The sequence below is a fragment of the Pseudomonas sp. F-14 TE3482 genome, assembly GCF_053629455.1.
Map to the genome: position 1 here is coordinate 4,589,279 of NZ_JBRJII010000001.1, position 26,943 is coordinate 4,616,221.

The window sequence follows — 26,943 nt, forward strand, 5'->3', positions numbered from 1 at the left end:
CCCGCTTAAAAGGCTAGAACTGGTGCCCACTTAAATTTAAGTGCACACCATGTATTGGCTTTGCGGGGTTGGGTAGGTGACTTGGCCGGACGGTTACCGCCTCCCGCTTCAGCAGCGTCTGGCAACGTTCTCGCCAGCCATGTCCACCATCCCACGGGCGCAGCAGTCGCAACCAGTCCCCAGAGGCCAAGCAAAACAGTCGTGGTAGCCGCCGAGCTACCGAATGAAACAAGCGCCAGTGCAATCACCGCCATCAAGATCGGGATGACGATGAGGGTTCGATGCAGGCCATTTTTCAAGAACGCTTCAATCAGGAAGGTTCCTGCGAGGCCCGCAATACCCAGGACGAGCAACATCAACGACAGCATGGAAACACTGACGTGCGTGACCGTTTCAAGAAACGGGCGCAAATAGGTAAACAGCATGAACTGGCCCATGAAAAACACGCTGACCGCCACCATGCCTAACGCGACCGGCATGCGTTTCATCAACTTGAAGACGTTGCCAGTGCCTGAACCGCTTTGCGATTTCATCGGTGGAAGGCTTAACAACAGCCATACACAAGCGACTATCGCGACTGGGATGACGCACAAGAATGCACCGCGCCAGCCAATCAGGGCGCCGAGAAAACTGCCCAGTGGCGCTGCAATAACCGTCGCCAAAGCGTTGCCGCCGTTGACGATGGCCATTGCGCGAGTGATCTGGTCATCAGGCACCAGGCGCATGGCGGTTGCCGCCGACAATGACCAGAATCCACCTATCGCAACACCGATCAGCGCGCGGCCGGTCATGAACACCCAGTAGTTCGGGGCGAACACGACCACTGTTCCAGAAAGGATCATAAGCAGTGTCAGTGAAAGGAGCAGCGGTTTGCGGTCAACCCGCGCAGCCACCGATGCGATCAGAAGACTGGTGAACAAGGCAAACAGCCCCGAAACGGAAATTCCCTGGCCGGCTTGTCCCTCGGTGACGTGTAGATCTGCGGCAATCGGTGTCAGCAGGCTGACGGGCATGAACTCCGATGCCACCAGCACGAAGGCGGCGAGCGACATGGCGAATACGGCGCCCCATGATTTATGGGGCGCAGGGAGGAGGTGATCAGTCATTGGTTGAATCCTGTATTGCGCGAAGCGTCGTAGCCCCGAGGATGAGGCTACGAGAGAAGTGATGCCCGGTCAGGGCACCGATCAGGCTACTTCAGGTTGCTTTTGAAGAACGTGGTCAACTTGGCGAATGGAATGAGGTTGACCCGGTCGTAAAGATCCACGTGTCCGGCATCTGGAATAATGAGCAACTCTTTAGGCTCGGCGGCCCGCTTGTAGGCGTCCTCACTGAACTCGCGTGAGTGTGCCTGGGCGCCGGCAATGAACAGCAGCGGGCGAGGGGAGATAGTCTCGATGTCATTGAACGGATAGAAGTTCATGAACTTCACGTTGCTGGTCAACGTCGGCATGGTGGTTGTCTGCGGCGATGCGCCGGCCGGAGTGACTTCGCCTCGGTGGGTGCGATAAAAATCGTAGAACTCGTCACCCACGGCATTGCCGGTCAGTTTGAGCGGTGCGCCGCCGGTGTAGCGGATTTCGCCACCCTGGAATTCGGCATAGCGCTGCTCGGTGGCGTCGCGAATGATCTGCTGCCGTTGTTCCGCAGTCACTGCGTGTTTGAGACCGTTACGGTTGGCTGCACCCATGTCGTACATGCTGACGGTGGCAATGGCCTTCATACGCGGATCAATCTTGGCCGCACTGATAGCGAAGCTGCCACTGCCGCAGATGCCGAGGACGCCGATTCGCTCAGGATCGACAATTGGGTGAGTGCCGAGAAAGTCCACGGCGGCACTGAAGTCTTCTGCGTAAATATCGGGCGAGACGGCCTGGCGAGGCGTGCCCTCGCTCTCACCCCAGAAGGATAAATCCAGGGATAGGGTGACAAATCCTTGTTCGGCCATTTTGGTGGCGTACACGTTCGCACTCTGCTCTTTCACCGCCCCCATTGGATGGCCGACGATGATGGCGGCGTTCCTGGATTTGGAGGCGAGGTCTTTCGGGGTGAACAGGTTGCCCGTTACCTTCATACCGTATTGATTTTTGAAGGTGACCTTTTCAACGGTCACTTTCTTGCTTTTGTAGAAGTTGTCCGCGCCGTTTGACATATCGGCTCCCATTGAAGAAAAAGAGGTAACGAGAAGCCCCAGGGCAAGAAAAATTCCTTTCACCGGATAGTCCTTTCGATTGAGTTGTAGTTTGCTGGAGTGTTTTGACCCAGTGCTTAATCAGCCAACATGGCGTTGTCGATCACGAAGTAATACTTGACGTCATGGGAGATTCCTCAATGGGTTTGTCGGATGAACATTCTCCAGTTCTGCCCATACTCCCTGTAGTGCATTTCGCTGGATTACTTGCCTGATTCTATGAGGCTCTGTTTTTTTGCAGGACGGTCGTGAACTGGCGAGTTAGAGTTCAGCGAAGAGGTACTAGACGAACATGACGATCAAACACGGCACCGCACCGCAACAGACATCGCAGCAAGAAGCGCTTGCGCAGATCATCGGCGCGCAGATCCCGAAACCAGGTGATTACGGAACGCCCATTACGGGCCTCGGCTTCTTCAGGCGCGAACATCCATCGCCGCCCGTCGTGTGCATGGTCGAGCCAAGCATCATCCTCGTCGCCCGGGGTGAGAAACAGCTCTGGGTAGGCGGCGAAGGCTACCCGTATGACACGTCGCGATTTCTGATCACCTCATTGGACTTGCCTGCCAATTCGCAAGTGCTGGCGGCAAGCCCGGAACAGCCATGCCTGGGACTCACTTTGAAGCTCGATCTGCGCATGCTGGCTGAGCTGATAGCACAAAGTAACCTACCGCCAACCCGTGATCGATCAGTTGCGAAGGGGGTAGGAATTGGTTCAGTGACCCCTGCAATGCTGGCGTCATTCGAGCGCTTATTAGCACTGCTCGATGAGCCGGAGTCCATTCCTGTTCTGGCCCCCTTGATTCAACGCGAGATTCACTACCGTCTCTTGCAGAGTGATCAGGCGAACCGGCTACGACAAATAACTTCTGTCGATGGCCAAGGTTATCGGATCGCCAAAGCCATCGATTGGCTTAAGTTGAATTACACCTCAACGCTTCGCGTCGATGAACTTGCGGCCCGAGTGCAGATGAGCACTCCGACCTTTCACCACCACTTCCGTCAACTCACCACAATGAGCCCCTTGCAGTACCAGAAATGGCTGCGACTGAACGAGGCGAGGCGATTGATGCTCAATGAACACCAGGACGTATCCAGTGCGGCTTACAAGGTTGGATATGAAAGCCCGTCCCAGTTCAGCCGCGAATACAGCCGTCTGTTTGGCGTACCTCCCAAGCGGGATATTGCGGTGTTGCGAGGGCAGGGGTAGCTATAGAGTCAAGCTGACCAATTGCGTTTGCTTACGCTTTTTAAACGCTATCGAGATAAAACGACTAAACAACCATTTAGCATAGTTATAATCTATCAAATAGATTTGCATAATAGTTGCAGTGTTTTAAGGAGGGCAATCCACATGACCAACAGTGAGTTCAACATTCAAATTCCCGACGCTGAAGCAGTCATCGCCGCATTGGCTCTGGAGCCTCACATGGAAGGCGGTTTCTACCGAAGAACCTTTCAATCTGATCACCACGCCATGGTCGAGATCAATGGTGGTCAACGTCACTTGATGACTTCAATTTATTACTTGCTGACCAAGGATTCGCCTATAGGTCATTTTCACTTGAATCAATCGGACATCGTTCATTACTACCATTTGGGAAACCCGATTCAGTACAGCCTGATTTTTCCAGACGGCACGTTGAATACTGTGGTGATGGGCAGCGACGTTATCGCCGGGCAATGTCTGCAGCTGCATGTACCTGGTGGCGTCTGGAAAGCTTCGCTGCTGATGAATGGTTTAGCGGAATACGGTTTGATCAGTGAAGCGGTTTCACCAGGGTTTGATTTTGCAGATATGGAGATGGGTAATCGACAGAAGCTCAGAGAGCAGTTTCCCGAGCATTCAGAGCTGATTGGAAAGCTGACCCAAGGATGAGGGGCTTGGGTGAATTGAGGGCTTCAAAATCTGCGTGCAACCGGGCTAATCTTGAAACATAATGTTACGTGTAATGTATATTATGTTAAATGACGTGTCAGGACGGAACTTCTATCAAAGGTTCTTTCAAGCTGTCAGTGTTGAAAATTAAATGGACGGCTTACCTATGAACTCAACCCCTCTGGTCTGCCTGTTCCATTCGCTCCGCAGTTCTATCGCAATCGATTTCGAAATTTAATTGGCCATTCTTGAGCCTGAAATTCTTTCGATAAATAAATGGTATTACTCACGTTGCTTCAGTTGAGCATTCACTAAGATTCGAACGAAAACATGCTTCGCTTGGACATCCTGTTTGATGTTGCTATGGTGGTATATGTACGATCAGCCGAGTGCAAAGGAATGGAGATTAACTATTTCGCTTTCTTCGGAAATCACTGGGATCCTCTTGATCTGGCGCCATCTATTGATTCCGCAGAGAGCATACTTATCACCCGCATGCTTGAACAGCTAGATCTGATTCTGGATGCACCAGAATGTTACGTCCTGGCGCGAGGTTTTCTGCGAGATGGTGTGCCTTTGAGCATGAGTCAACCAGCCGCTTTGGTGATTGAAAAGTACTTTATATGGTGTTTTTTCACTGCGAAAGTTTCTCCCTTGAGGGCCAGGATTGAGGATGCTTGGGGCTTTCTTGATTATTTTAAAAAACCACCAAAGTCCCTAATGCGTAGTGTGGGTACATGTAAAAGGTTTATCCGAATAAATAATTGTGCTGCGCTGAATCCTAAGTGGCGACCTTATAAAGATCATTTGTCTGAATCACGCGATTACACGAGACAAGTGCTCAATCGATTCTTTGCACATATAGCGTCTCGGGTTGGGTATACGATATATATAAGTGAAAAAACAACAAACGAGACGCACCTTCAAGCGCTGAGTGGCGAAGCACTACGTAACCTGGCAAACAAATATTTCACCGCGTTTAGTGAGCAGAATTTTGATAAGGTAATCGGACTTCCAGTGCGCCGAACTTCTTACGAAAAAAAACTATTTCTATTGGCTACCTGCTTCTTGCTGGATATTTCCTACGAAGATTTATCCTCGGAGAGCAGTTTTTTCAGCATGGCCTGTTTCAGTCGAGATCATCAAAATATTTGGAGAATTCGCATCCAAGGAAAAGGTAAGTTGATCGTTCGAATTTTACCTGAAGCATATGTTGAAGTTTTGTATCGTTACCGTACCTTCCTTGGGTTGTGCCAAATACCCATTCAAGAAGAACTCTTGCCTATTTTTAAGTCTCCTCACGCTCTCTTACATGTATTACGTTCTCTACCAATGTTCGACTTCATGACCATGACGCCCCGAATGCTATTGAAAAAGATTGTGCGGTCATCGCCGCACTATGCGATCGATAATTTGAACATGCATACGCCATGCCCTCATGATTCTTCGATTACCCAAAAAGAGGGTCAGGTTCTACGCAAAATCAGGCGGGTTAAAAATATAGCACCCCAAATTTATAATAAAATTATTACCGAAGGTGAGCAGCCTCGGTGTTCAATACCCCCTCCTCCATTATTTTTTTGTGCTGACGGAAACAACCGGAAAATTGCACCAGTTGACACGTTTGAGGTTGGAACTACCCTCAGTAAATGCGTGAAGTTATCCCATGCTGATATAGACACGCTGGTACACTTTGGCGCTTACGCCAATAGCGATTCGGGAATGCGCAGTCGTCTAAAAGTTAGAGCTTATGAGAAGTTGGCATTGTGGTGTATTTTTGTAAGAGGTATATCGATAGCAAGCCTCACTGAATGTGATGCAAAACAATTTTACGTATTTTGTGTAAATCCTCCTTCGAATTGGTGTTGTGTGGCAAATGTCCAAAGAAAGTCTTCGACTACGCACATTATCAGTAAGCACTGGCGCCCCTTCAAGCTTTTGCCTGAAGATATAGTGGCTAAGAGCTATCGCGCTGGAAAAATTATGGAGTGGTGTGATGCCGTGCAACAAGAGCTGCTGAGCTATGGCTTGATCAGCGCTAATGCTTTCAGATCTCTTTCACGTGAGTTGTGGAGCTTGAAGTTTCACTAATTTTCGTTTCTTTCTGTAATGACTGATTTGCACGGTAGCTCTTGGGAGCATCCAAACCGATCGTTGATACATTGTCCCGGCAGCATCCAGCTTCATAATCGGAGTGAGTGTATCGAACAGCTCGCCCCTTTCTATGAGAATTTGGGATAGGCGCTGATGAGCGAGTTTCCAACCTGATGTGCGTTCATCATGGCTACGTGGATTCCCTGTAATCTGATACATGCTTCATCTCCTAGGTCGTTTTAAAGGCTTGGCGTGCCCGGCAATTTGCTTATCCTCTACCCCTGAGGCGACATCTCCACCCTCCTCTGGGCCCGGTTCATTGATCCTAGCCTGCCGCAGTTGCTCATTCTCTTTCTGTACAGCCGCCAACAGCACCGCGGTTTCTTGCTCACGCAGCTCGGCTATTGCTACGGTCTGGTGGAGTGCCTTGACCTCTTCGCGCAAAACCGAAATCTGTTCTTTGAGATGCTCTGTCACTCCTGCGGTCTTGGCGCCTTCCTGGCGCAACGCCTCAAGCTGAGTATTGAGGGACTGAACTAGGGACTCCTGGGTATGCAGGGCTTTGCTGTGCTGCCTGGTTTCAGCCAGCAGGCGTTCGTTATCGCGATTGAGCCGCGTCGACTCATCCTGTTTTACGGCGACGGTCTCCCGCAGCTTGCGCTGCTCAACCTGCAGCTCATGCAGTTGAGACTCGTGCTTACGTTGATCCTGATCTCGCTGTTCCTTCGCCGCTTCCCGATAGTGCTCAAGCGCCCCACGGGCTTGAACGTGCTTCTCCTCCAGCGATTGGATGTGCTTGTCCTTTTCAGCAACCAAAGACTCAAGGTTGGTACAGCGGTTATTAAGGCCTGCGTTGCGGGTCAGCTCCGCCTGAAGCGAGGACTGGGTGGTCACAAGTTCAGCGCTTTGCGTTTCTATCGCGGCCTGTTGGGTGGCCGAATTACTTTGAGCGGTAGCCAGTTCCGATCTGAGCTCGATGAGCTGCTTTTCCAGCGCCGCCCGCTGCACGTTAAAAGCCGCAGTCGCTTGGGAGATTACTTCCTGGCCCTCCTCCATAAGCTGATCCAGCAGCGTTTGCACCATGCCGTTGAGCATGTCGCCCATACGTTTCCGTGATGCCACGGGCTCTGGACTGGAGGGCTCAAGCTCTTTCAGATACCGAGAAATCGTTGTCTTGGAGCCCGTATTTCCGAGTTCTACGCGCACTGCATCGATGCTGGGATTGGCTCCCCTAGCCAGTAGTGCCTGACGTGCTTCTTGCACAACAGCTTTATTGATTCCGCCTCGGGCCATGGGGGTCTCCTACAATTGCGTAATGTGTTACATGTCATGTATCTACATAACATTTTACAAGAATTTTATGCCGTATGAACTTGGTATGCTAGAAGACCATAATAGTGCTTTATGGCTTCTTGACTCTTTATTGCGCCCAGAAAACCTCCATGTGGCGCAGGAAGACAGAAACGCTTCGATTTTGAAGGCAAATAACGATGGAAAAGGCAGATCGGTACCTCAGCGCCGGCACCCGGGAGAACACGCAAAAGAGTTACCGGGCGGCGATCGAACACTTCGAAGTGAATTGGGGCGGATACCTGCCCACAACCGGCGTGGGTGTCGTGCGCTACCTGGCGGAATACGCCGACAAGCTTTCCATCAACACACTGAAGCAGCGCCTAGCAGCCCTTGCGCAATGGCACATCACTCAGGGTTTCCCTGATCCGACCAAGACGCCTGACGTCCGCCAGATGATTAAAGGCATCAGGGTCGTGCACCCAGCACAGGTTAAACAGGCCGCCCCACTACTGCTGAAGCACCTGGAGCAAGCGGTCACATGGCTTGAAGGGGAAGCTGCAGCTGCGATTGAACGGGGAGATTACAAATCTCTGGTGCGTCATCGTCGCTCGGTGGCGATGATTTTGATTGGGTTCTGGCGGGGCTTTAGAGGCGACGAGTTGGCCAGGCTGACGGTAGAGGACACCCAAGCCGTAAGCGGTGAAGGTGTTACCTTTTTCCTGCCTTACACCAAGGGTGACCGCCAGCATGAAGGAACTACTTTCCATACGCCGGCGCTCACTATGCTTTGTCCCGTGGAGGCCTACATCAACTGGATAACAGTTGCCGGGATCGCGAAAGGCCCTGTGTTCCAGCGGATTGATCGTTGGGGGAATCTCTCAGGCAAGGCCATGCAGTCGCATAGCTTGATCCCCGTGCTGCGCCGCATTTTCAAAGAGGCAGGATTGCCAGCGCAGCTGTACAGCAGCCACTCGATGCGGCGGGGTTTTGCGACCTGGGCGTCAGCTAATGGATGGGACATCAAGGGATTGATGAGTTATGTAGGCTGGAAAGACATGAAGTCCGCGTTGCGCTATGTGGATGCCAGCGTGTCCTTCGGCGGAATTGCTATGCGCGCTGTCCAGCAAGCGCCCGCCCTGGAGAATAAAGGGATTTCCGGTGATCACCCACACACCGATTGACGCCTACCTGGCAGGCTTCAAAAACTCTGCTAGAAAGCCGTGAAAATGTTCATTCAGAATAGGGCGAAGGAGCTCCAGCGCTTAGCGATCCGCCTTCACAGCTCGCAAAAAGTCATGCAGCGATGGGCATATTGACCTTCCTGCGGCGGTATATAGGGCACTACTCTACGTACATCGCCTAATCATTAACCAGAACCTCGTAAGTGAATGTCACATGTCCTGGAACATATTCTTTAGTATTGACTTCGCACTGTACCCCCTCTATTGCGATGATACACAGAACGCCGTGCGCATTTAACAGTACGACTTTCTGCCCTATTAGTGGCTCAACTGTACGACCTGGTGTCAGGAAAGACGCTATAGCGAGCGGATCAAAATTCGGATCAGCAATCAGACCGATCGCTTTCAGACCACCGTCTGTATAGACGTAGATGCTGTCGTGGGAACGGCCACTAAATGCCACTTTAAATTCGAACTCGCCGTGGCCAATTGTAAAGTAAGCATGATCTCTGTAGCGGAAGGTTATACGCTCACTAAGGGCGGGGTTCGTGTAAAGTGCAGGGTCGCGCCGAGCATCAATGCGCTCAACTCGCGCGGCACGTTTACGAATTAATGATAGTGGAACGGCATGAGCCTTACTGGCCGGCAGTCCCTCAACCCATCGCCAGATTTCCTCGAGCTGGAGCGACCCGGGAAACTCATTCTTGTCCGGGCAGGAATTAAAGTCGAAACCCTTTGGATCATGATCTTTAAGCCAGTTAGGCAGGAGACGCTTGGGATTCCGTAAAAAGACCACTGACAACCAAGCGGGAGGTTTGCTCGTGAAAACCTCACTCATCCATTTGGTCTCGATACCAACTCCGGACTCTGGCATATTATCAGCCCTGTCGACGTAGTTTTCGTCGACAATCAAAAGAACATGAGTAGCTTCCGTAACCTGACGCATGAAGCCGTGCAAGCTTGATCCATAATCAACATCCTCGTCGAGTTTTACATCATAACCAATTAAATGTAGTTGGCTAGCGAGTAAGCGAACCCAGTCACGATGGGATGGTGATGTCCAAGCGTAAGAGATAAACAAATCGGCGCTCATGCATTCACTTCCAGTTAACGCAGCATGGCTGCGACAGTCCAAAATATATACACAATGATATGTGCGTCACCACTGGGCATTCCACGCCAACCAATGACTTCTAAAGCCCATTAATTGGTATCCTCTCAAAGCCTGCCATCCTCATGGGCCTCGTACACTATTGGGTTTGTTAATTCTTCAGAGCGTCGATGAGCATTCAGGCAGTCTGACGCGTAACTAACCAGATTCATTGCGTCGTTTTTTTCTATTGCATCACTTGGGCGCAGAATAGCGCCATCCTTGACGTCCACGTATGTGGACAGGTTCTTCTTGCTGTAGGAATCGGGAACAGATCGGTTCGCAGCAACCAGCCATGGAATACCGTTATCACCAGCCACCTCGCTTGTTCGACCAAAAGCGTAGAAGTGGCCGTTTTGTGATGCAATCTTTTTCACGTGACTGGTGAACCGTTTTTTGACATCCTTCCAGTCGACCACTTCATTCTTCTCGAGCTGCCCCATTGCGCCTATAAGCATTGGAATTTTGCCAAGCTCCTCAATGCAAAAGTGAGCGAGCAGGTATGCACGACTGTACATCCCATTTTGAAGCAGAAGTTCTGCCTCTCGATATAACGCAGCCGCATTATCAAATATCTCTAAACGTAGTGAGTTAAGCTGCTGGACTGATAGAGTATGCATACTGTCTAAACTTATTGTGGAAAAGCCTTATCCTTGCAGAGGGCCCACCCAAATGTCGAGTGACTTCTCTTTTGCCGGCAGAGAGAGCCCTATGGCAGCCCACCGCGCCAACGACACCTACTTCGCTGGCTTTCACTACACGCCATTACGCCCTCCCAGCCAGCTCACGCCATCCTCTTAAGTCGTACTGCTCGTTGCTGTCCAGCGTCAACCCTAACAGCTTTAATCTAAGCATGGGAGAGTGGCTGCCATTGCTCAAGGGTTACGGCTAAACCTGTGTAGACCGCTGGGGCACAAACTCTGATCACTGAGCTTCGCCAGCAAGAAGTCGTACATCAGCCTTATCCGCGGAGCTGCCCCCCCCCCCGGGGGCGCGTCCGAAAAAACGAGGTCAAGTGGCTGCCGAGTATATTCCGGCAATACTTCTACAAGCGTGCCTTTAGATAAGTTGGGCTCCGCGAGGTACATGGGGTGGGAAAACAACATCCCCAGCAGCGCCACTTCGGACTTAGCCCGGGAGCCATCACAGGTGAAGCATGGTTGGTCGGGCACGAAGCTCTCTTCGTTGGAAAAAACCACGGCCAGCCGCGCCCGGTTATAGGATCTTGTAGCAAGGACAAAGGCATCGCTTTGAGCTCAACAAGGCTTAATTGCGCACCTTCACTGGCGATCCCGACTGACGTGGCGACGACCTCCAATAGAACACTGGAGAACACTGGGCACAGTCCTGGCAATGAAACGGCGATCTCGAACAGTCCCCACCCTGATTCCGACATTGATCTTCGATATCACAGAGTCTGTGAGATAATCATTCAGCGAGAGATCGATGCTCTGCTTCTGATACTGCCGGCGCAGCTCGGTCAGAAAGCGAGCCAGGTAGAGCTTGCCGATCGCATGGGGTGCCATCAGCCCTACCCGCCCTAGGACTTATTCATCCCTACCGTGATATGCCCTCACAAAGAGCAGGTCGATATTATCCACGGCGGTTCTCGCGTCTTGGGCAAGCGCTCTACCGAAATCGGAGGTTCGCATCTGCCCTTGTGCTCCGATGGAACAGCGGCTCTCTCATCTTGATTTTCCGTCACGAAGAGGCGCTCGCTGGCAATGCCCAGCAACCCAAATGATCTACGTTAGCCTTGGCTATCAAAGCGGTAGTCTTTGCCAGTCAATACAGGACTCGCATCATTCCAGCTGCGCCCTGAACAACGATCGACTCAATGATATATATCTGTTATCAAATGGATATTCCGCAGCGTAGAGGTCAAAGGATGGAAGTCGTACTGCTCGTTCACATCACTCTCAATCGAATCGGCTCCGCAAGCTCGGGGGGTGGCTTCGGCAGTGGTCATCACCTTCAGCGGAAATTTTCGGTAGAGATCGCCGACAGAGACCGCACTACACTGCGCAACCTCGTCATCGAAATCGCTGAGAGCCATGGAGAGGCACCTGGCGCCCTCGACGACCTTTCCCTAGAGCACGAGCATTTTCGCGGGGAGGAATTCATTTTTAACATTCATGGCCGAAATACCTTTTACGGCACCCCATACGCCCACTGCCAGCTGCAACCCGCACTCAAAGCTAACGGGCAGTACTACCAGCTCCAAGCAATTGATGGGCAAGAATTCGTTCCATACCTCCCGACCTCAAAATAGCAGTCAAAAGCTATGACGCTGGGCGCAGATCTGAGAGCTGTAGCGCTGCCCCTAGACCTAGCTTCTGACACCCAATGGCGTAAACGGCAGCTTTCGGTTTTCCGCAAGCTGCAAGCTCGCCTTCCGCTCAATGCAGCTCATCCTATACGCCTGCCCATATAATGACCGACGTGGCAATTTTTTCTCGGTTTGCCTTGAGCTACCTACCTATTTCGAATTTTCAATCTCAAGCACCAGGCACTGCTGCTCGAGCATTTCCTTCCTAGAAAAAGCAAATTGGTCATCGCTAACGAGGTCGAGATCACCGAAGAGGAGAGCAGCCGGCCGGAATGTGTGCAAATGTCCTCTACCCGGATCAGCGATAAACACCGTATTCATTGACGGTAGTTTCCCTCAACACTGCAGCGTCTCTCACCTAGGCGATTCAGACCCACCTGCGCATACAGCTCATTTTTTGGATGGCGAGGAGGTTTTGAGGTTGCAATTCCCAAGCAGGAAAACGGCTTTGCCTTCAGGCCCTTTGCAGAATGGTAGGTCAGGAAATAACTGGCTAGAGTGCTTTTCCAGCTTGGCTCTTTCTCGAAGCTCTCCAGCGCGTTGCGCGCCTCTTCCTTCAAGAGTTCGAGCGTGTCAGGGCGAGAATCGAATCGCCTGTATTATAGTGCCGCTCAACATCCGTTGCGATTTGCTTCCAATCCATACGATCGGAGAACCCCAAGCGTCAGTACCCGAAGATTGTGTGGCTTACGTTCGCTGAAGATGGCGAACATTGTGTTAAACGTCATGACTAGCGAAGTCATGTTGAAGAGCATACGCGTGAAGTCGCTCCAGTAGATCGCAAGAGCATGGAAGAAATCGCGATCTAAATTGTTGATCTAGCGTTGTAGAGGCTCAAGTAGTTTCGCCCAAAACAACTCTGCTGCCCCTTCGTGACTCAGCTTCTCATCGCGAGTATTCCGGGAGAATCCCATCATCGACTTGAAGAAGATCGACTGGTCATCTGTACTAACGGAGAGCATTTCGTTGAATCCATTTGAGGATACTTGAGCCGAGTAAGTAATACCGTTGCGGCCGATACCATCACCCATCCCAATCGCACACTCCGAAGCGACCTTCCCGTCACGATAAATGGAGGCCGAGAAGCGCGTATCATTCAGTCGTCTCAACGTTGCTTGAATTCCAGGGTTACGCGCCTGGAGTTCAGCTAAGGAGTTTTCGAAAAAACGTTGGATGTACGTGAAGCCATCATGAGCAAACTGATCGATGTCGAAGTCTGTAAACGTTTGTCTAAGCCTCAGGTTGCTCGACCGCCCCGACTCAAACATCGTCGACATCATTGTGTTTGCTACTCCATGGGTAGGAGATGCCCGATGTGGTTGGGCCCCCGTTTCGCGTATCTGAGAGGCAGGGAACATTTCCTTGATCAGCACTCGAACTTGACGCACCACATCTGTGAAAGCCTCATCAAGATTTGTCCAACTCGTGATAGGTTTTCCATCCTGAGGCACCGCTAGCAGCTTGCCCATCGAGCTATGTGTCCAATCACACGCGCGTAAAATGACTGGCACAACCCGGCACTCCTCACGAGCATGACGAGCGAGCGCTCGCTGCATCTCTACCGAGTAGCAGTAGTGAGAACTCAGGAAGCTGGCACTCACCAGCAGCAATACGATATCCGCAGCATCAATTTGCGCATCGATAGCGTTGTCCACCATCTCTCCGGCTACCAAGCGCCGGTCATGCCACGAATCCACCAGCCCCTCGTGTTTCAAGGAGGCGAGGTGCTTTTCCAGTTGATTGCGCAGTGCCTCATCATCATGGCTGTATGAAAAAAAAACTTTTGCCATTAAAAAGCTCCATATGAAGTAGTTATTCCGACGTTATCACGAGTCGAGCCGACGTCGGTAGCGCTCCAGCTTAGCAATTGAACTCGACGAATCGGTCAGACCCCAGTTCTCTGGAAGCTCGTCGGAGTGGTGTTTCAGTAGGATGTCTGTGAAGCGCTCAATAGAACCGAAGAGCTCGCGATGGAGCATGAATGGTTGCTTGCGAAGCTCATCCTAATCGACGTACTCGGTAGCGAATCGCTCCGGAGGGTTGATGTCAATTTGAAACGTGCCGCATTGCTAGTTTCGGGCAATCGCGTATCGGAGCACCAACTGGAGCTTGGGCCCATAGGAGTACCTTCGCCGGGATTGACCTGGTGATCGTGGCCCATTTCCTCGCGAACATAGTGGTTCCCAGATCGCATCACTACAAATTCGGTTGGGTAACCGGCGTGACATGAACTCCGCACGCTCGTCCGCCAACTCCCGGTTCAAGCACTAAATCTACACAACCTTTTGCAAGGATGCTGTAGCGCCGCATAAGTAGCGGCCTTATGATATCGACGCCCTCGCAGCACAGGCCACTCGGTGCTGCATTACCTGCGCGGAGACGGAATCATGCGCCATTGCTTCTACAGCTTTCACTACCAAGCCGATAACTGGCGAGCTGCGAAAATTCGCTCGATTGGAGCGATTCATGGCTCGCGCGAAGCCTACGACAACGGCTGGGAAGCTGTGAAAAATGGAAGCGAACAGGCAATCAAAAATTGGATTGCTGCCGAAATGAACGGCTGCTCTTGCGCGATTGTGCTCATCGGCGAACAGACCGCGGGCCGCAAATGGATTGACTACGAAATCGAGCAAGCCTGGAACAAAGGCATGGGACTGGTTGGGATCTACATTCACGGCGTAACTGATCGCAACAACCAGACCTCCAGAGCCGGCATCAACCCGTTCGCCAAGTTCAATGTGCGTGGTGTCGCGCTTTCCAACATCGTGCGCGCTTACGATCCAGCGGGTTATGACAGCGCGACGCGGTACGCCAACATCTCCCAGAATCTTGGCGGGTGGGTAGAGGAAGCGATAGCGATCAGAAAGCGCTACTAATCACCCTCCCCTCCCCTCACCGCTCTGTCAATGAGAACACCATGCACGACGCTTCTTACTATTTGGCTATTTTCGGTTCGCCTCCCGACGGCTTCGTTGAAGAATTCTACGAAGCCTTGAAGGCAAAGCTTTCGGTACTGTCACTCAACCTCGGTGTTGAGGTCGATTGGTATACAGGCATGCCTGACGAATACCGCGTCGCTAATGGAAAATGCACCGCAGCTTTGTGCTTTCCTCTTCCTGATGGCCAGGACAGACACATCACGAAATTGATGAAGGTTGGCGTCCCTGTCATCCCTGTCGCGTCGAAACTTGGGCATCTAGCTGCGGAATTTCCTCCGTCAGTATCGATCCTTAACGGACTAGGCCTGGACTCCTCAGACATCCAGACCATCGTCAATTGCTTGCTGGAATGCGCTTCACTGTTACCTCGGCAACGACGCGTTTTCCTGAGCTACAGGCGAACGGAATCTACCACCGCAGCGTTGCAACTCTATGCGGCGCTTTCAGAACGGTTGTTCGACGTTTTCCTCGACACCCATGAGATCTTGCCAGGGGAACACTTTCAGGAGGTGCTTTGGCAAAAACTATGTGACAGCGATGTCATGATCTACCTGGACACCCCTAGCTATTTTGATAGTCGATGGACTACTGCAGAATTCGCTCGCGCTATATTTCGGGGGATCCCTATCCTCAGAGCCGGTTGGCCAGATGTAGGCCTGGATGACCGTGGCCAGTTCACTCGGGATTTACGCCTGAGCAAAGACGATTTCCTGTCTGACGGCGTGTCACTCACCAATGAATGCCTGGCCCGAATCTGCCGATCTGCTGAGGATTTGCGCGCGGAAGGCGTCGCAACGCGTTACCACGTACTGATGGATGCCTTCGGCACATCGCTAAAACGTGCGCAGGCGACAATCGAAGGATGTTCACTACGCCGTAGCATCACCGTAAAGCCGAAATTTGGCGATCCCATTTACGTCTATCCTGCCCTCGGGGTACCTACGACCTATACTTTGCATGACGCCACGCTTGACAACCATCCCGCGCCTGTCGCTGTAGTATATGATGACGCCGGCATTGAAGAGAGAAGGTGGATTTCACATATGGCATGGATCAGTGACTATCTCGAGAAAGACGTCCGATTGATTAAGCCCTATGACTCTGGTTGGAAGTTCGTGGACTGGCGCAAATGAAAAAATCAATATTCCTATCCGCCAGCGTGCCAACCTATGGCAGAGAATTTTTTGATTCCTGCCATCCCTACCAAATACAAATAGCGGTGAGGTCACTCTTGCTCCTCGCGCTGGGACGACAACGCTTAGTCTTTGGCGGTCACCCTTCAATCACACCAATGGTATATGCCGCGGGCAAGAGCTTCGGTCTCAATACCATCGAATGCGCGACCATTTACCAATCTGCATATTTTGAAGACAAATTTCCCCTCGAGAACCAGGGATTTGCCGACATCCGGGTGGTGTCCAAAGAAGAAACGCTGAAAGACAGTATTTTATCCATGCGCCGCCGGATGCTCGAAGATAACGAGTTCGAGGTCGGCATATTCATAGGCGGCATGAAGGGCATCATCGACGAATATGAAATGTTCAGGGAAAAAGCCCCTGAAGCCAAGGTGATCGCTGTACGAGCTGGCGGCGGAGCTGCGGCCACCCTCCCCGCCACGCAGTCAGACCCAGTCATCCAGGCACTTGAAGAGTCTGGGGACTACTTCTCGCTTTTCAACAGTATTCTAGGCATCGACCCGAATAGCGAACGGATTTTCGGAAATTAAGGAAGTTTTAAATGGATCGCGGCTTCAACCTCAGCATCAACACCGGCCCCTACCCCGTCGATTTTTCGAAAGTCCATGCCTACAAAGCTGCCAACCAGAAACGCGTCGACGATCTGGCTCAGCTAATGATCGATGAAGACACATTCGATGCATCGCTCATTCTGGATTCACTCTTTCCAGCTGTGAACGCAGACATCTTTCTGTCTCACTCGTCCAAAGATGCAAACGAAGCGATCCAAATCGCGCTGGAGCTCCAGGAAAAGTGCAACCTGAATGTATTTATCGACTCTTGTATCTGGGGTTCGATTTACGACTTGCTGAGGGCCATCGACAACAGGTACTGCCGTCGTGAAGGTCAAATCAATTACGATTACGATGAGCGCAATCGCACCACGGCCCACGTGCATATGATCCTGACCACCGCGCTGCAGCGCATGATTGATCAGACCGACACGATCATTTTCATGAACACAGACCAATCGATTTCGCTTAAGCACTCAGTGAATGAAGAACAAAAGACCTTGTCTCCATGGATACATATGGAGCTAAATTTCAGTACACTAGTAAGACGTCGCTCCCGCTACAAAATGTTGGTCAAAAATGAACGTGCGCTCGACGAAGTTGTTTCGAACGAGAATTTTAATGTGGCTCATGACGCTCCCACCAACCACCTAACCCCTATTGCCGAGAGCGATTTCAGAAAGTGGATGCTGCAGGCGTCCAGTCTTAAAGGCTCAAAAGCAATCGATCATTTATACCGCAATTTTTAACGGATACATCCATGGACGCAAAGCTCAAACACCTGGAATTTGTTCAAGGTGTAGTCAATCGCCTGTCCACCAACTCGTTCCTACTCAAGGGCTGGTCAATCATCCTGATTTCAGCGCTGTTCGCGCTGTCGGCGAAGGATGCTGATCAAGGCTTTGCGCTTCTGGCCTACATCCCCGGAATCGCATTCTGGGGCCTCGATGGCTACTTCCTGGCGCTCGAGCGTTGCTACCGTAAGCTCTACAACAAAGTCCGAGCGACTGAAAAAGACAAAATCGATTTCATCATGGTCATCGATAAAGACCAAGGGTTCAAAAACTGGCTCAAGGCCACGTTCTCCAAAACGCTAATCGTCTTCCATGGGGCAGTTTTGGTGGCCATCACTGCAGTGGTAGTGGTTTACCTAATGAAGTCTCACGCACCTGCGTAATTGAAATGGCAGACTCGTGATGTAGAGCGAGCTCTGACCTCCCCAAAGACCCAACATCCTATCAACAGATGGCAGCGGGAAGACCAGGCAGCCTCCAGCACTGATGATCCCGAGTCACATCTAGCCGTATCGTGCAAAACGCGCGCCTTTAGGAATTGATGGCACTCACCTCGCTCGATCAACTTCAGTAGATGATCGCAATAAAGAAGATTTCGACAATGGCTGCCGAGACGACGCCGACAGGCAGATCTTGTGGGGCAATGACCGTCCTTATCACGGAGCCATGGAGCTCTTCATTTCAGCAGGCGAAAAAAAGCCCGCGATGGGGGGAGCGGGCTGGATAAATCATTAGGAGCAAAATCACCCGTACGCTCCTAGTTGTGAAAAATTTGTCAGTGGTCAAAGGTAGATCTTGCCGATTCCTGGGATCGGGTAGCCTGGCAGACCTCCTCGTAGAGCTGCGATCTCCCGGAAAGGATCTCGATGCTGCCTGTGCGGGCCACTCAAGCTGTCCTTGTCGATTGTGGGGTATAGCCCCAGATACTCCTGCCCTTCGAATTTCTGATCTGCCTTATCCAAAACTGGAAGGATGGCGACCTTGCCCGGTTTATGACCATCAAAATAGCCCAGCTCCCACGGCATCCATTTGGAGTTGGATGCGTTGTCAGTAGCGAGGTAAAGGAGCGAATCTGATTGGTTCATCCGAGCACGCAGGCGCTCTGCCGTGTGTTTATTCACCTGGCTTCGATCCAGCTCAGGATCATTCACCCAATCCACATAGACCTTATTCCCCATATCCTCCAGAAGCACTTTCACTCCAAGCACGAGCTCTGCATCATTGATCGAGTGAGAGAGGAACACATCGAACCTCGTCGCGCGCTTGCTGGACTCCAGCGACTCAGCGATCGTCTCATCCAGACTGCGGTTCTTCATCGCTCGCTTTGCTGCGGAGCGCGCTTCAGCTTTAGTGAAAAATGCCATTTCTTGATCCGTTTTGGTGGTGTCGTAGAGGCCCTTGCTAGAGCTTTGCACGTTTCCAAGCTAAAGCACCACAAGCACTTAGTGAGTGGCCAGTGACTGCTCTTGCGGCTGCGATTTCTTTTAGAGGCATCAATTAGGCGATGCAAGGCACGCCGCCGGCCACGAAACCATTCATTTGCGTGTCGCGTCAACCGCACCAATGTCGAACGACATGCAACCTGCTATGCCCATCAGTCGCACACAAATCGCCACACATTGAGTAGTGGCAATCTAAAATCAGCTGATTGATCATCGGCTTAGCTTTTGCCAGGGGCTTAGGTTCATCCTATGACTTACCCAGCGCAAATTTTCACCCATTTATGGAAATGCGCCGGAAGAGCGATGCCAATCGCCTGGCCGAGAAAACCTAATGACTCGGCACTGTGATGCGAATCCACCTTAAAACCCAGTCGGCTGGAAATCAGGAAAGGTAATCCGAGATGCCTGCAATCAAGAAAGTGATGCTCCAAAATTTCAAACGGTTCGAGTCGCTCACACTCGAGTTTGATGACGGGGTCAACGTGCTGATCGGTGACAACGAGACGGGCAAAAGTAGCGTGCTTCTTGCCTTGGATCTCGCGCTCAGCGCAAGCCGCAGCCGCGTGGAGACCATTGGTTACGAATCGCTTTTGGCGCAGTCCGCAGTGCGAGTGTTCCAACAAGGGCCAAGAAGGCTCGAACAGCTTCCTGTGCTGGTCGTAGATGTGTTTTTGGCAGAAGGTGACGACCCTGGCTTGTACGGCACCCAGAACCTCGCTGGAGCGATGACCGACGGCATTCGGATGGAAATCGCGCCACTGATCGAAGAGTTCGGCCCCACCATCATCGAGTTGCTTCAGGAAGATCGGGACAACTTCCCCTACGAATACTATGCGGTCAAATTCTCGACCTTCTCGGGGGGGCAGCATGTTAGCTACCGGCGCCCAGTGAAGCACCTGATGCTGGACAGCTCGCGCATCGACAGCGAATACGCAGCGCGGGAGTACACGCGCACTGTGTTCAGCTTCAATGCTGATACGCCTGAGCGTTACGGGCTGGAAAACCGCTACCGCCGCGGCAAAGAGGCATTCCGTGATACCGAGCTTGCGGCACTCAATGCCGGACTCGGGAACTACCAGTTCGCGGTCAGAACTAGCATCCGCTCCAACCTCGAAACAGACCTGATCATCACGAAAGACGGGATCCCCATCGAGAACCGAGGCAAAGGGGAGCAATGCTTCATCAAGACCGAGTTCGCATTGCAAAAACATGAGGCAAAAGGCGAGCTACACGCCCTGCTTCTGGAAGAACCTGAGAACCATCTCAGCCATACCAAGATGAAAAAGCTGGTCGAGCAGCTTGCCCAGACTGCCGGCACGCAACTGTTCATTGCCACACACAGTAGCCACATTTGCTCCAGGCTCGATCTTCGTCATGCGCTGATGCTTGGTACTGAACAGAGGGCAGGTCGTTTAAAAGCCCTCTCCGACGGTACAGCCAATTTCTTCATGAAAGCGCCGGACAACAACGTTCTGGAGTTTGCCCTCTCGGATAAGGTCATCCTAGTGGAAGGCGATGCCGAATTCATCCTCATCGAGCAAATGTACAAGCAGCACACCGATGGGTGCACACCGCAATCGGACGGTGTGCATATCATTTCCATCGGCGGCACGAGCTTCAAACGCTACCTGGAGCTTGGAAAACTCTTGGGCATCAAGGTAGCGGCAATCCGTGACAACGATGGCAACCATCAGCAGCACTGCGTCGAAAACTATGAAGACTGCCTGTACGAAAAGGCTCAGATTTTCGCTGACAAGGACGACACCCGATCAACCTTTGAGATCGGCCTCTACAAGGATAACCAAGCGGCTTGCGAGGCTCTGTTTGCTAAGGGCCGCAAGAAGCTGACAGTCCAGGAGTACATGCTCAAGAACAAGGCGGACGCGGCCTTCGAGCTGCTCATGAAAAAAGCACCAGAGCTTGTTGCTCCTCAATACATCCAGGATGCGATCGCATGGATAAGAGAGTGATTTTTGCAGTTGCAGGCTCGGGCAAAACCACGCATCTGATCAACAGCCTCAGTCTCGAGAAACGTGCGCTGATCATCACCTATACGGAGAACAACCACAGCCATCTGCGCATGAGCATCATCAGGAAATTCGGAACCATCCCGTCGAATATTACGTTGATGACCTACTTCGCATTTCTACACGGGTTCTGCTTCCGACCCCTTGGCCAAATGCAAAAGGGAACGCGTGGCCTGAGCTTCCGACGACCGCCACAACGCAATTTTCCACTCAAGGACATTAGACGCTACCGGGACTCCAAGGGCAGGCTTTACCACAACAGACTGGCCAAGCTGATCGAAATAGAGGGAATGCTCCCTGACGTCAGGGCACGCATCGAGCGCTTCTACGATGCAGTCTATGTGGACGAAGTGCAGGACTTCGCCGGCCATGATTTCAATCTGCTCCTGGAGATCTCAACTGCCAACGCCGACATGCTGTTCGTGGGTGATTTCTATCAGCATACGTTCGATACGAGTCGCGATGGCTCGGTCAATCGATCACTGCATGACGACCTCGACCGCTACGAGAAGAAATTCGAAGCTGCTGGGCTGACGGTTGATAAGAAGACCCTCTGCAAAAGCTGGCGATGCGGGGCGACCGTATGTGAACTCATCCGTGTTCACCTGCAGATCAATATCGGCGCTCATGAAGAGCGTGTCAGCGAGATCGTCATTGTCGACACCCAGAAGCTTGCTGATCAGTTGCATGGTGACCATAACGTCGTGAAGCTGTTCTACGAGCAGCACTACAAATACGGGTGCTACTCACAGAACTGGGGGGCCAGCAAAGGGCAAGACCACTACCAGGACGTCTGCGTCGTTTTGGGTGCCAAGGCCTGGAAGCAATACCAGGAAGGGACGCTGCACGAGTCTGTGGCCCAGACCAGGAACAAACTTTACGTGGCATTCTCTCGGGCTCGGGGAAATGTGTACGTGGCAGCAGATCGCTTCTTCAAATCTCACAAGCAATAGATCGCCCCTGCATGCGGCGCGGCGTGACTCTATGGATGACATATGCGGCTAAGCGAATTGCCAGGATACGAAAACGAGACGTTGGCACTGTTCCCCTTCCGCTGGTACGAAACGGGCCGGTGGATCATCCGGGCGCTGAAGTTTGTCCAACCAGGCGGCGTCGCCTGGATGAACCACTACATCGAAGACAACGGCCACGCTAAAGCCAAGACCTTCATGAGCCATGAGGAGGCACGCGCACTCACCTCCGAGTTCAATGGAGAGATTGCGGCCAGGGTAGATGCCTTGCAGCTCGATGAGATCCTTCGCGCATCCTTAACCCTGAAAGCCGAAAAGGAAATCACCGTACAGGAACGCCTGGCAGACGAGGAATGCATGATGCTTGGCGAAGCATTGCGCAGAAACGCCTCCGCTGAGCGCCCACTACGGTCAGATCTAATTCTGCCCCCTGACCTGGAAGGCATGCGCGACAAACTCTTTGAGCAGCTGGTGGTCGCACCCTACCTGCAGATTGTCTATTTCCCCGGCTACAAAATCGCATTGGCCCGCAATGGCGAACACGATTGGTCGCGGCGTTTGAACCCAACGAAGAAATGCGCCGTTTATTGCCAGCGTGAGGTGATTGCGCGCGGCTTTGGGTTATCAGGCACGGCACATTGGGGAAAAACCAAGATTGAGATCCGAGCTCAGCTGTTGCCGCGGGCCAACACACTTCTCCAGGTGGCGAGCATTCAGAAAATGCTTATGGAAGCCAGAGCTCGAGGCCAACGTGTGGTGGTCATGTCAGGCTTCGTATTTTGGTATGAGGAGACAGGTACGCCGGGCTGGACTGTTAAAACCACAGGCGGCGACTCCGCAAGCGAACGTGGTGAAACACTCTGGTACGAGGGAACGATCATCTCCAAAAACCATGGCCGCATCGTGATTCTGCCGTACATCAAGGAGAATGGGCAGAAGGTGCAAGGTCACACCAAGAACTCAAGTCACGAGAAAAAAGCACTACCAAGGCATCCGGATGAGTACGTGGAGCTGCCATTCGAAATACTTCGCGGCGACCTGATGATCGGATTGTTCGGAGAGCTCCCCTACGAGTGAAGCTTCGTGTCCGAGCAACGCACTTGAGGACAAGTCACGGCACCTACAGGATGGAGAAAACAGACCACCACCCCGGTTGAAGGCGATCGTTTAGCGGCCCAAGCAAGCGCAGGTCATTCTGATCTGCTCGCACGCGAAAACGATGCCCTACGCCTAAGCGCGAACCGGAAGACGGAGGCGCTCCTAGCCTTAAGCTTGATGATTATCCGGATCTGTAAATGTGCCACTGAGAATCTACAGACGGGAACGGCTGCCAGCTCATAGCAACGGAGACCACACGTGAGAAAGCGACCTATGAAAATCATCATCGAAGTATGAGATGGTGACGGTGCGATTCGAATACCCGATGAGGCGTTGCAGAAGCTGGAGCTTGATGTTGGCGACTCGCTATATTTAATAGAAGAATTTGTCGGCAATACGCGCTGCCTTGTCATCTCAAAAACGCCTCAAATCGCGGATCGAATAGACGAACTCACTGAGACCTGGAATAGCGGACAATAATGATGATTGACGCGAATCGTCTCTGGCAACGCGAACGCAAACGTCGCTACGCATTGTGGGATTTAGAAAGGCTGCAGCCTGGATCTGACCAAGCGATTCAGTACCTGGCGGTTCTTGATGCAATTGAGCAAGAAGATCGAGATGACCCCATTGGCGATGGAGCCGCTATGACGGTTGATGAGCTACGAGAATCTGTTCCCGAAACCGAAATCGTGGTAGTCAGCGGATCCCACTTTGTAGTCGTGCTTGACGAGCACATACCAGAGCCGTGGAAGACGCGTTTCCAAGAAGCGAGTACTGGATCTACCCGTCTACGCCAGGGTAGCTATGCGGGAGATTGGCGCCGTTTTTTACGACTTTGGGAGCGGGAGATGCAGCATCTCGCAGCACATAGAGAGATGCGCTAAGCCCAGGCTTGACGAATCTCACACGAGTACCGCCCTCTCCAGTCGACCGATAAGGTCGATGACGGCCTCCGTTTCCACCCTCGTCCTCATCATATCCAGAGGACGCTTCGAACCAAGCCCACGAACCGGCGTACTCATCCATTCCGTTGCAGCGGCGACATCGTCTTCGAACAGGGTCAAGGCGTTCTCAAAGACAGCAATCAATGCGACCAAGCGATCGCTTTCTAAGGAGTTGAATCGTGCTGCTTTCGCCCTTCGTGCCATCGTTGAGGGAGATACACAAATAGCCTTGGAAATATCCCCTCGCTGCATCTGCAGAACGCTGGCTATCCGCTCGAGGATTTCAAAAGGTAGTCCTTCGTGAACCAGGTCATGAAGCCTGGTACCGCGTGACGGCAGCCCGAGGGTCATCCAAATGCTCTGTGGGATCTTGGGCTCGGGTTGGTATTCCTTGATCGATGACAGCACTTTCACCTCCATCTGAAAAACCTACCACCAAGCCGGGCCAAGTGGCCCGAACCAGCGACATCTCCATTGCCTGCTGCGCAGGATCTGTCAGCCCCAGGAAGACGTGATCGGTAGATAGTGAGTTCATCCTAGCCTGTGAGCTTTCGTGACTTCCCCCGAAACGCTATACACCTCTTCGCTCGTTTCGAAATCTACACTTGTTGCATGACAAGCGCTTCAAGCATGGATAGTGTCAGCGCCATGAATGTCCCAAACCCGGCCCTTCCCGATTCGATTCCTCCGTCAATACTGGCGAGCGCAGACTTGCTTGTAACGAAGACAGCTTATCTAGCCGGCATGGTCGCGCCTGAAACTGCATCGGGGTTGAGCAGACTGTTGATCGACTCTGACGTCCATTTTTCTAGGATCATCGACGGGTACCATACAGAGCCAGAAGTTCTGAAGAGTGCACCTGACTCAGCGAACCAGCAGTTCACATTGATGAGGGTACCTGAGCTTCGTCGACGTATCGTTGCGGCGCTAGCCCACCACTTACACCTTCTCCAAACTCAAGCGTTTCCCGATGGTAAAGGGGCTGTAGCTAGGGTGATCATGCACCGGCATTTGGATCAGCTCGGGCTGCATCCCCACCTATGGTCGCTTGCACGCGGCTTGGCCCGAAGGCATGCGGAATATCACGCTTTGGCTCCGACTAATAGCACACGAGTGAGCGAGCCTACTGGTGGAGTCCAACCGTCAGTTAAATCCACTCTCAGCTTCGTTGAATTCATGCTTGAGGTTTGCCTTGGAGAAGTGGATTACATGACTGCTGCGCTGAATCGCCGCCAGCTTCGAGAGGCTGTTATGCATGTCTTCAAAACGAATACTCGTCTAACAGAGACAGGGATCAGAGAAGGAACTGCCCCAGCGTTCTTTGCACTGCTGATCCAGGGAACTCTACCTCGAAACGAATTCGAGACTTTCACTGGTCTTCAACCCCAAGCAGCGAGTGATCAGCTCAGCAGGTTGATTAATGTTGGCATTGCGGTGAGCTCGGCATCCAATCTCCAAACAGTGCAGGTAGGCCTACCGCGCTGGTTTGCAAAGAATATTTTTCCTGATTTCTCTTTAGCGAAAAGCGAATTCAAGCCGGGCTAGAAGCCCGGAGAGTCGATAGTTTTTGGGCAGTAGATGCGGTGGATGTCTTGAATATCGCGGCCATTGTCTCTTGGTTTTCTGCTGATTAATCTCCTGCTGTCGGGCTATTACGGAGACGCAGGTTTGAAAATTCCGTGGTTTGTCTCTTGGCCTTCAGCGACAGCCACTCGGCACACACATCAGCAGGTACTGGCTGGAATATCGTGACATTTGTCTCTCGGCTTTAACGGATTGGCCTCCTGCCGAGCAGTGTTTGCGGTCGATGGCTTGAATATCTCGTGATTTGTCTCTTGGTTTTCAGCGGCAGCATCTCCAATCACACTCGGCGCTGGCTGGCCGGAATATCGCGGCTTTTGTCTCTTGGTCTGCACCCATCTGAATTTATCCGGCCATCGACCTGCGACTTACGCAAGTGGTTTCCAAGACATCCAACGGCTCACCTCCTGTGGCCTCCATCAAACTGTTAGCTAGCCAAACTGCGTCAAGCATGCTGAACGAAAAGTACGTGAATTCGAAAACAAGCTCTACTCCACCATCAACAGTATAAACGCCTACTTGTTCAGTCGTATCATTCGCATCTGTTGAAAGCTCAACAGCATAGACTTTACTTTCTGATTTATGACAGGGAAACTGCCCATCGGCGCTGTAAATCCACTTTCCAGATACTTTTTTTCGATATTTTCTCTCAAGCATACTGTCCCGCGCGGCAGGCGTTGGTACAAATCCGGCCAGATTTCCCACCGTAATCAGGACAGCATCGTAAAGACAGCGCGCGACCTCTTTAGCTACGGCGTTAGCAAGCCTAATCGATACGATATCTAAATTGATATCAACACTGTTAACTTCCAGAAAACTTGATACTTGGCATGGATATCGGTCGTTGTATTCACGATCTCGCCAGCATGTAAGATCGCGAGTCGCAAGGAATACTTCTGACTGCCCGTCATGTTTGCTCACAAAACACCACCATTATCTATGCTCTTAAAATCTAATCGGACAGGTTAAGGGCAGACTTTAACGTAGAAGAGAAATATTTTTTGTAAAACCAAATTTTGATAAAAACAGCGGCAGTTAAGCGGTGCTCTCGCCACTGCCGGAGCCCGGCCCAAGCGACCGAAAAAGTGACATTTTCATCTACAGTACAAACTTGTCACGCGTATCCAAACACTGCCTGCGCGTCGTGGGGTGACTATGATGCGAGACCGCTAGAGCGCGATGCTGGATTTGCTGCGTGCCCTTCCCTTCTTTCAGGCCTGTCGCACGACAACGTATGGAAATGGCATAGAGGTCTTTACGACAATCAGCCGAAGGGACTT

The 26,943-nt window shown here is 51.9% G+C and carries 25 protein-coding genes; 16 read left to right on the top strand and 9 right to left on the bottom strand.

The window, feature by feature from the left end; genetic code table 11:
- Window positions 1–5: 5 nt before the first annotated feature.
- Window positions 6–1,106 carry an MFS transporter gene (locus AB7M26_RS20645; protein WP_259698661.1) on the bottom strand — a complete coding sequence of 367 codons (1,101 nt, stop codon included), beginning with the start codon at window positions 1,104–1,106 and terminating at the stop codon, window positions 6–8.
- 86 nt (window positions 1,107–1,192) lie between these two features.
- Window positions 1,193–2,164: an alpha/beta hydrolase gene (locus AB7M26_RS20650; protein ID WP_429378179.1), complete on the bottom strand. Its 972-nt coding sequence runs from the start codon at window positions 2,162–2,164 to the stop codon at window positions 1,193–1,195.
- A 319-nt stretch (window positions 2,165–2,483) separates the two neighbouring features.
- On the opposite strand from AB7M26_RS20650, the gene AB7M26_RS20655 reads away from it, so the two are divergent.
- The 3 genes from AB7M26_RS20655 to AB7M26_RS20665 all read left to right on the top strand — a co-directional run bounded on the left by AB7M26_RS20655 (window position 2,484) and on the right by AB7M26_RS20665 (window position 6,161).
- Entirely contained in the window at window positions 2,484–3,401 is a 918-nt protein-coding gene (locus tag AB7M26_RS20655) for an AraC family transcriptional regulator (protein WP_123494728.1), read from the top strand.
- Window positions 3,402–3,545: 144 nt separating this feature from the next.
- A complete protein-coding gene (locus AB7M26_RS20660) occupies window positions 3,546–4,070 on the top strand; it encodes a cupin domain-containing protein (RefSeq protein WP_123494727.1) in 525 nt (174 codons plus the stop codon).
- A gap of 330 nt (window positions 4,071–4,400) precedes the next feature.
- Window positions 4,401–6,161 (top strand): hypothetical protein, encoded by a 1,761-nt coding sequence (locus AB7M26_RS20665; RefSeq protein ID WP_429385928.1) that lies wholly within the window; start codon window positions 4,401–4,403, stop codon window positions 6,159–6,161.
- A gap of 225 nt (window positions 6,162–6,386) precedes the next feature.
- Here the strand turns inward: AB7M26_RS20665 and AB7M26_RS20670 are convergent, their stop codons facing one another.
- Entirely contained in the window at window positions 6,387–7,457 is a 1,071-nt protein-coding gene (locus tag AB7M26_RS20670; RefSeq protein ID WP_429385930.1) for a DNA-binding protein, read from the bottom strand.
- 197 nt (window positions 7,458–7,654) lie between these two features.
- On the opposite strand from AB7M26_RS20670, the gene AB7M26_RS20675 reads away from it, so the two are divergent.
- Window positions 7,655–8,638 carry a tyrosine-type recombinase/integrase gene (locus AB7M26_RS20675; RefSeq protein WP_429385931.1) on the top strand — a complete coding sequence of 328 codons (984 nt, stop codon included), beginning with the start codon at window positions 7,655–7,657 and terminating at the stop codon, window positions 8,636–8,638.
- 178 nt (window positions 8,639–8,816) lie between these two features.
- Here AB7M26_RS20675 and AB7M26_RS20680 read toward each other — a convergent pair whose 3' ends face one another.
- Complete coding sequence (locus AB7M26_RS20680; protein ID WP_429385933.1) at window positions 8,817–9,731, bottom strand: toll/interleukin-1 receptor domain-containing protein; 915 nt, start codon at window positions 9,729–9,731, stop codon at window positions 8,817–8,819.
- Between the two features lie 125 nt (window positions 9,732–9,856).
- Window positions 9,857–10,408: an AbiV family abortive infection protein gene (locus AB7M26_RS20685; protein WP_429385935.1), complete on the bottom strand. Its 552-nt coding sequence runs from the start codon at window positions 10,406–10,408 to the stop codon at window positions 9,857–9,859.
- A 1,268-nt stretch (window positions 10,409–11,676) separates the two neighbouring features.
- Here AB7M26_RS20685 and AB7M26_RS20690 point away from each other — a divergent pair.
- Window positions 11,677–12,060, top strand: coding sequence for a hypothetical protein (locus tag AB7M26_RS20690; protein ID WP_429385937.1), 384 nt, complete (start codon window positions 11,677–11,679; stop codon window positions 12,058–12,060).
- An 875-nt stretch (window positions 12,061–12,935) separates the two neighbouring features.
- On the opposite strand, the gene AB7M26_RS20695 is transcribed toward AB7M26_RS20690, so the two are convergent.
- Entirely contained in the window at window positions 12,936–13,907 is a 972-nt protein-coding gene (locus AB7M26_RS20695) for a toll/interleukin-1 receptor domain-containing protein (RefSeq protein ID WP_429385939.1), read from the bottom strand.
- Between the two features lie 567 nt (window positions 13,908–14,474).
- Between AB7M26_RS20695 and AB7M26_RS20700 the strand changes: the two genes are divergently transcribed.
- The 5 genes from AB7M26_RS20700 to AB7M26_RS20720 are packed head-to-tail and all read left to right on the top strand — an operon-like array spanning window position 14,475 to window position 17,980.
- Window positions 14,475–14,993 carry a TIR domain-containing protein gene (locus AB7M26_RS20700; RefSeq protein ID WP_429385941.1) on the top strand — a complete coding sequence of 173 codons (519 nt, stop codon included), beginning with the start codon at window positions 14,475–14,477 and terminating at the stop codon, window positions 14,991–14,993.
- 41 nt (window positions 14,994–15,034) lie between these two features.
- Window positions 15,035–16,189, top strand: coding sequence for a toll/interleukin-1 receptor domain-containing protein (locus tag AB7M26_RS20705; protein ID WP_429385943.1), 1,155 nt, complete (start codon window positions 15,035–15,037; stop codon window positions 16,187–16,189).
- Window positions 16,186–16,782, top strand: coding sequence for an SLOG domain-containing protein (locus tag AB7M26_RS20710; protein WP_429385945.1), 597 nt, complete (start codon window positions 16,186–16,188; stop codon window positions 16,780–16,782). Before AB7M26_RS20705 ends, AB7M26_RS20710 begins: the two co-directional genes overlap by 4 nt.
- Before the next feature lie 11 nt (window positions 16,783–16,793).
- Window positions 16,794–17,552, top strand: a complete 759-nt coding sequence (locus AB7M26_RS20715) for a hypothetical protein (RefSeq protein ID WP_429385946.1) — start codon at window positions 16,794–16,796, stop codon at window positions 17,550–17,552.
- An 11-nt stretch (window positions 17,553–17,563) separates the two neighbouring features.
- Entirely contained in the window at window positions 17,564–17,980 is a 417-nt protein-coding gene (locus AB7M26_RS20720) for a hypothetical protein (RefSeq protein ID WP_429385948.1), read from the top strand.
- Between the two features lie 399 nt (window positions 17,981–18,379).
- Here the strand turns inward: AB7M26_RS20720 and AB7M26_RS20725 are convergent, their stop codons facing one another.
- The gene (locus AB7M26_RS20725) at window positions 18,380–18,961 is read right to left on the bottom strand and encodes a toll/interleukin-1 receptor domain-containing protein (RefSeq protein ID WP_429385950.1); all 582 of its coding nucleotides are present in this window, start codon (window positions 18,959–18,961) and stop codon (window positions 18,380–18,382) included.
- Window positions 18,962–19,440: 479 nt separating this feature from the next.
- Here AB7M26_RS20725 and AB7M26_RS20730 point away from each other — a divergent pair, with 479 nt between their 5' ends.
- From AB7M26_RS20730 to AB7M26_RS20750, 5 genes are all read left to right on the top strand, one after another.
- Window positions 19,441–21,009, top strand: a complete 1,569-nt coding sequence (locus AB7M26_RS20730; protein ID WP_429385952.1) for an ATP-dependent nuclease — start codon at window positions 19,441–19,443, stop codon at window positions 21,007–21,009.
- The gene (locus AB7M26_RS20735) at window positions 20,994–22,019 is read left to right on the top strand and encodes a DEAD/DEAH box helicase (protein WP_429385954.1); all 1,026 of its coding nucleotides are present in this window, start codon (window positions 20,994–20,996) and stop codon (window positions 22,017–22,019) included. Before AB7M26_RS20730 ends, AB7M26_RS20735 begins: the two co-directional genes overlap by 16 nt.
- 42 nt (window positions 22,020–22,061) lie before the next feature.
- On the top strand, window positions 22,062–23,114 hold the full coding sequence (locus tag AB7M26_RS20740; RefSeq protein WP_429385956.1) for a hypothetical protein: 1,053 nt from the start codon (window positions 22,062–22,064) through the stop codon (window positions 23,112–23,114).
- Between the two features lie 333 nt (window positions 23,115–23,447).
- Window positions 23,448–23,615 (top strand): AbrB/MazE/SpoVT family DNA-binding domain-containing protein, encoded by a 168-nt coding sequence (locus tag AB7M26_RS20745; RefSeq protein WP_429388905.1) that lies wholly within the window; start codon window positions 23,448–23,450, stop codon window positions 23,613–23,615.
- On the top strand, window positions 23,615–24,022 hold the full coding sequence (locus tag AB7M26_RS20750; RefSeq protein ID WP_429385958.1) for a hypothetical protein: 408 nt from the start codon (window positions 23,615–23,617) through the stop codon (window positions 24,020–24,022). The genes AB7M26_RS20745 and AB7M26_RS20750 overlap by 1 nt, the downstream gene beginning before the upstream one ends.
- Window positions 24,023–24,040: 18 nt before the next feature.
- Here AB7M26_RS20750 and parS read toward each other — a convergent pair whose 3' ends face one another.
- A complete protein-coding gene (parS, locus tag AB7M26_RS20755) occupies window positions 24,041–24,502 on the bottom strand; it encodes a type II RES/Xre toxin-antitoxin system antitoxin (RefSeq protein ID WP_429385960.1) in 462 nt (153 codons plus the stop codon).
- Between the two features lie 210 nt (window positions 24,503–24,712).
- Between parS and AB7M26_RS20760 the strand changes: the two genes are divergently transcribed.
- Window positions 24,713–25,627 (top strand): Fic family protein, encoded by a 915-nt coding sequence (locus tag AB7M26_RS20760; protein WP_429385961.1) that lies wholly within the window; start codon window positions 24,713–24,715, stop codon window positions 25,625–25,627.
- A gap of 381 nt (window positions 25,628–26,008) precedes the next feature.
- Here AB7M26_RS20760 and AB7M26_RS20765 read toward each other — a convergent pair whose 3' ends face one another.
- Window positions 26,009–26,584, bottom strand: a complete 576-nt coding sequence (locus AB7M26_RS20765) for a hypothetical protein (protein WP_429385964.1) — start codon at window positions 26,582–26,584, stop codon at window positions 26,009–26,011.
- Window positions 26,585–26,943: the final 359 nt, after the last annotated feature.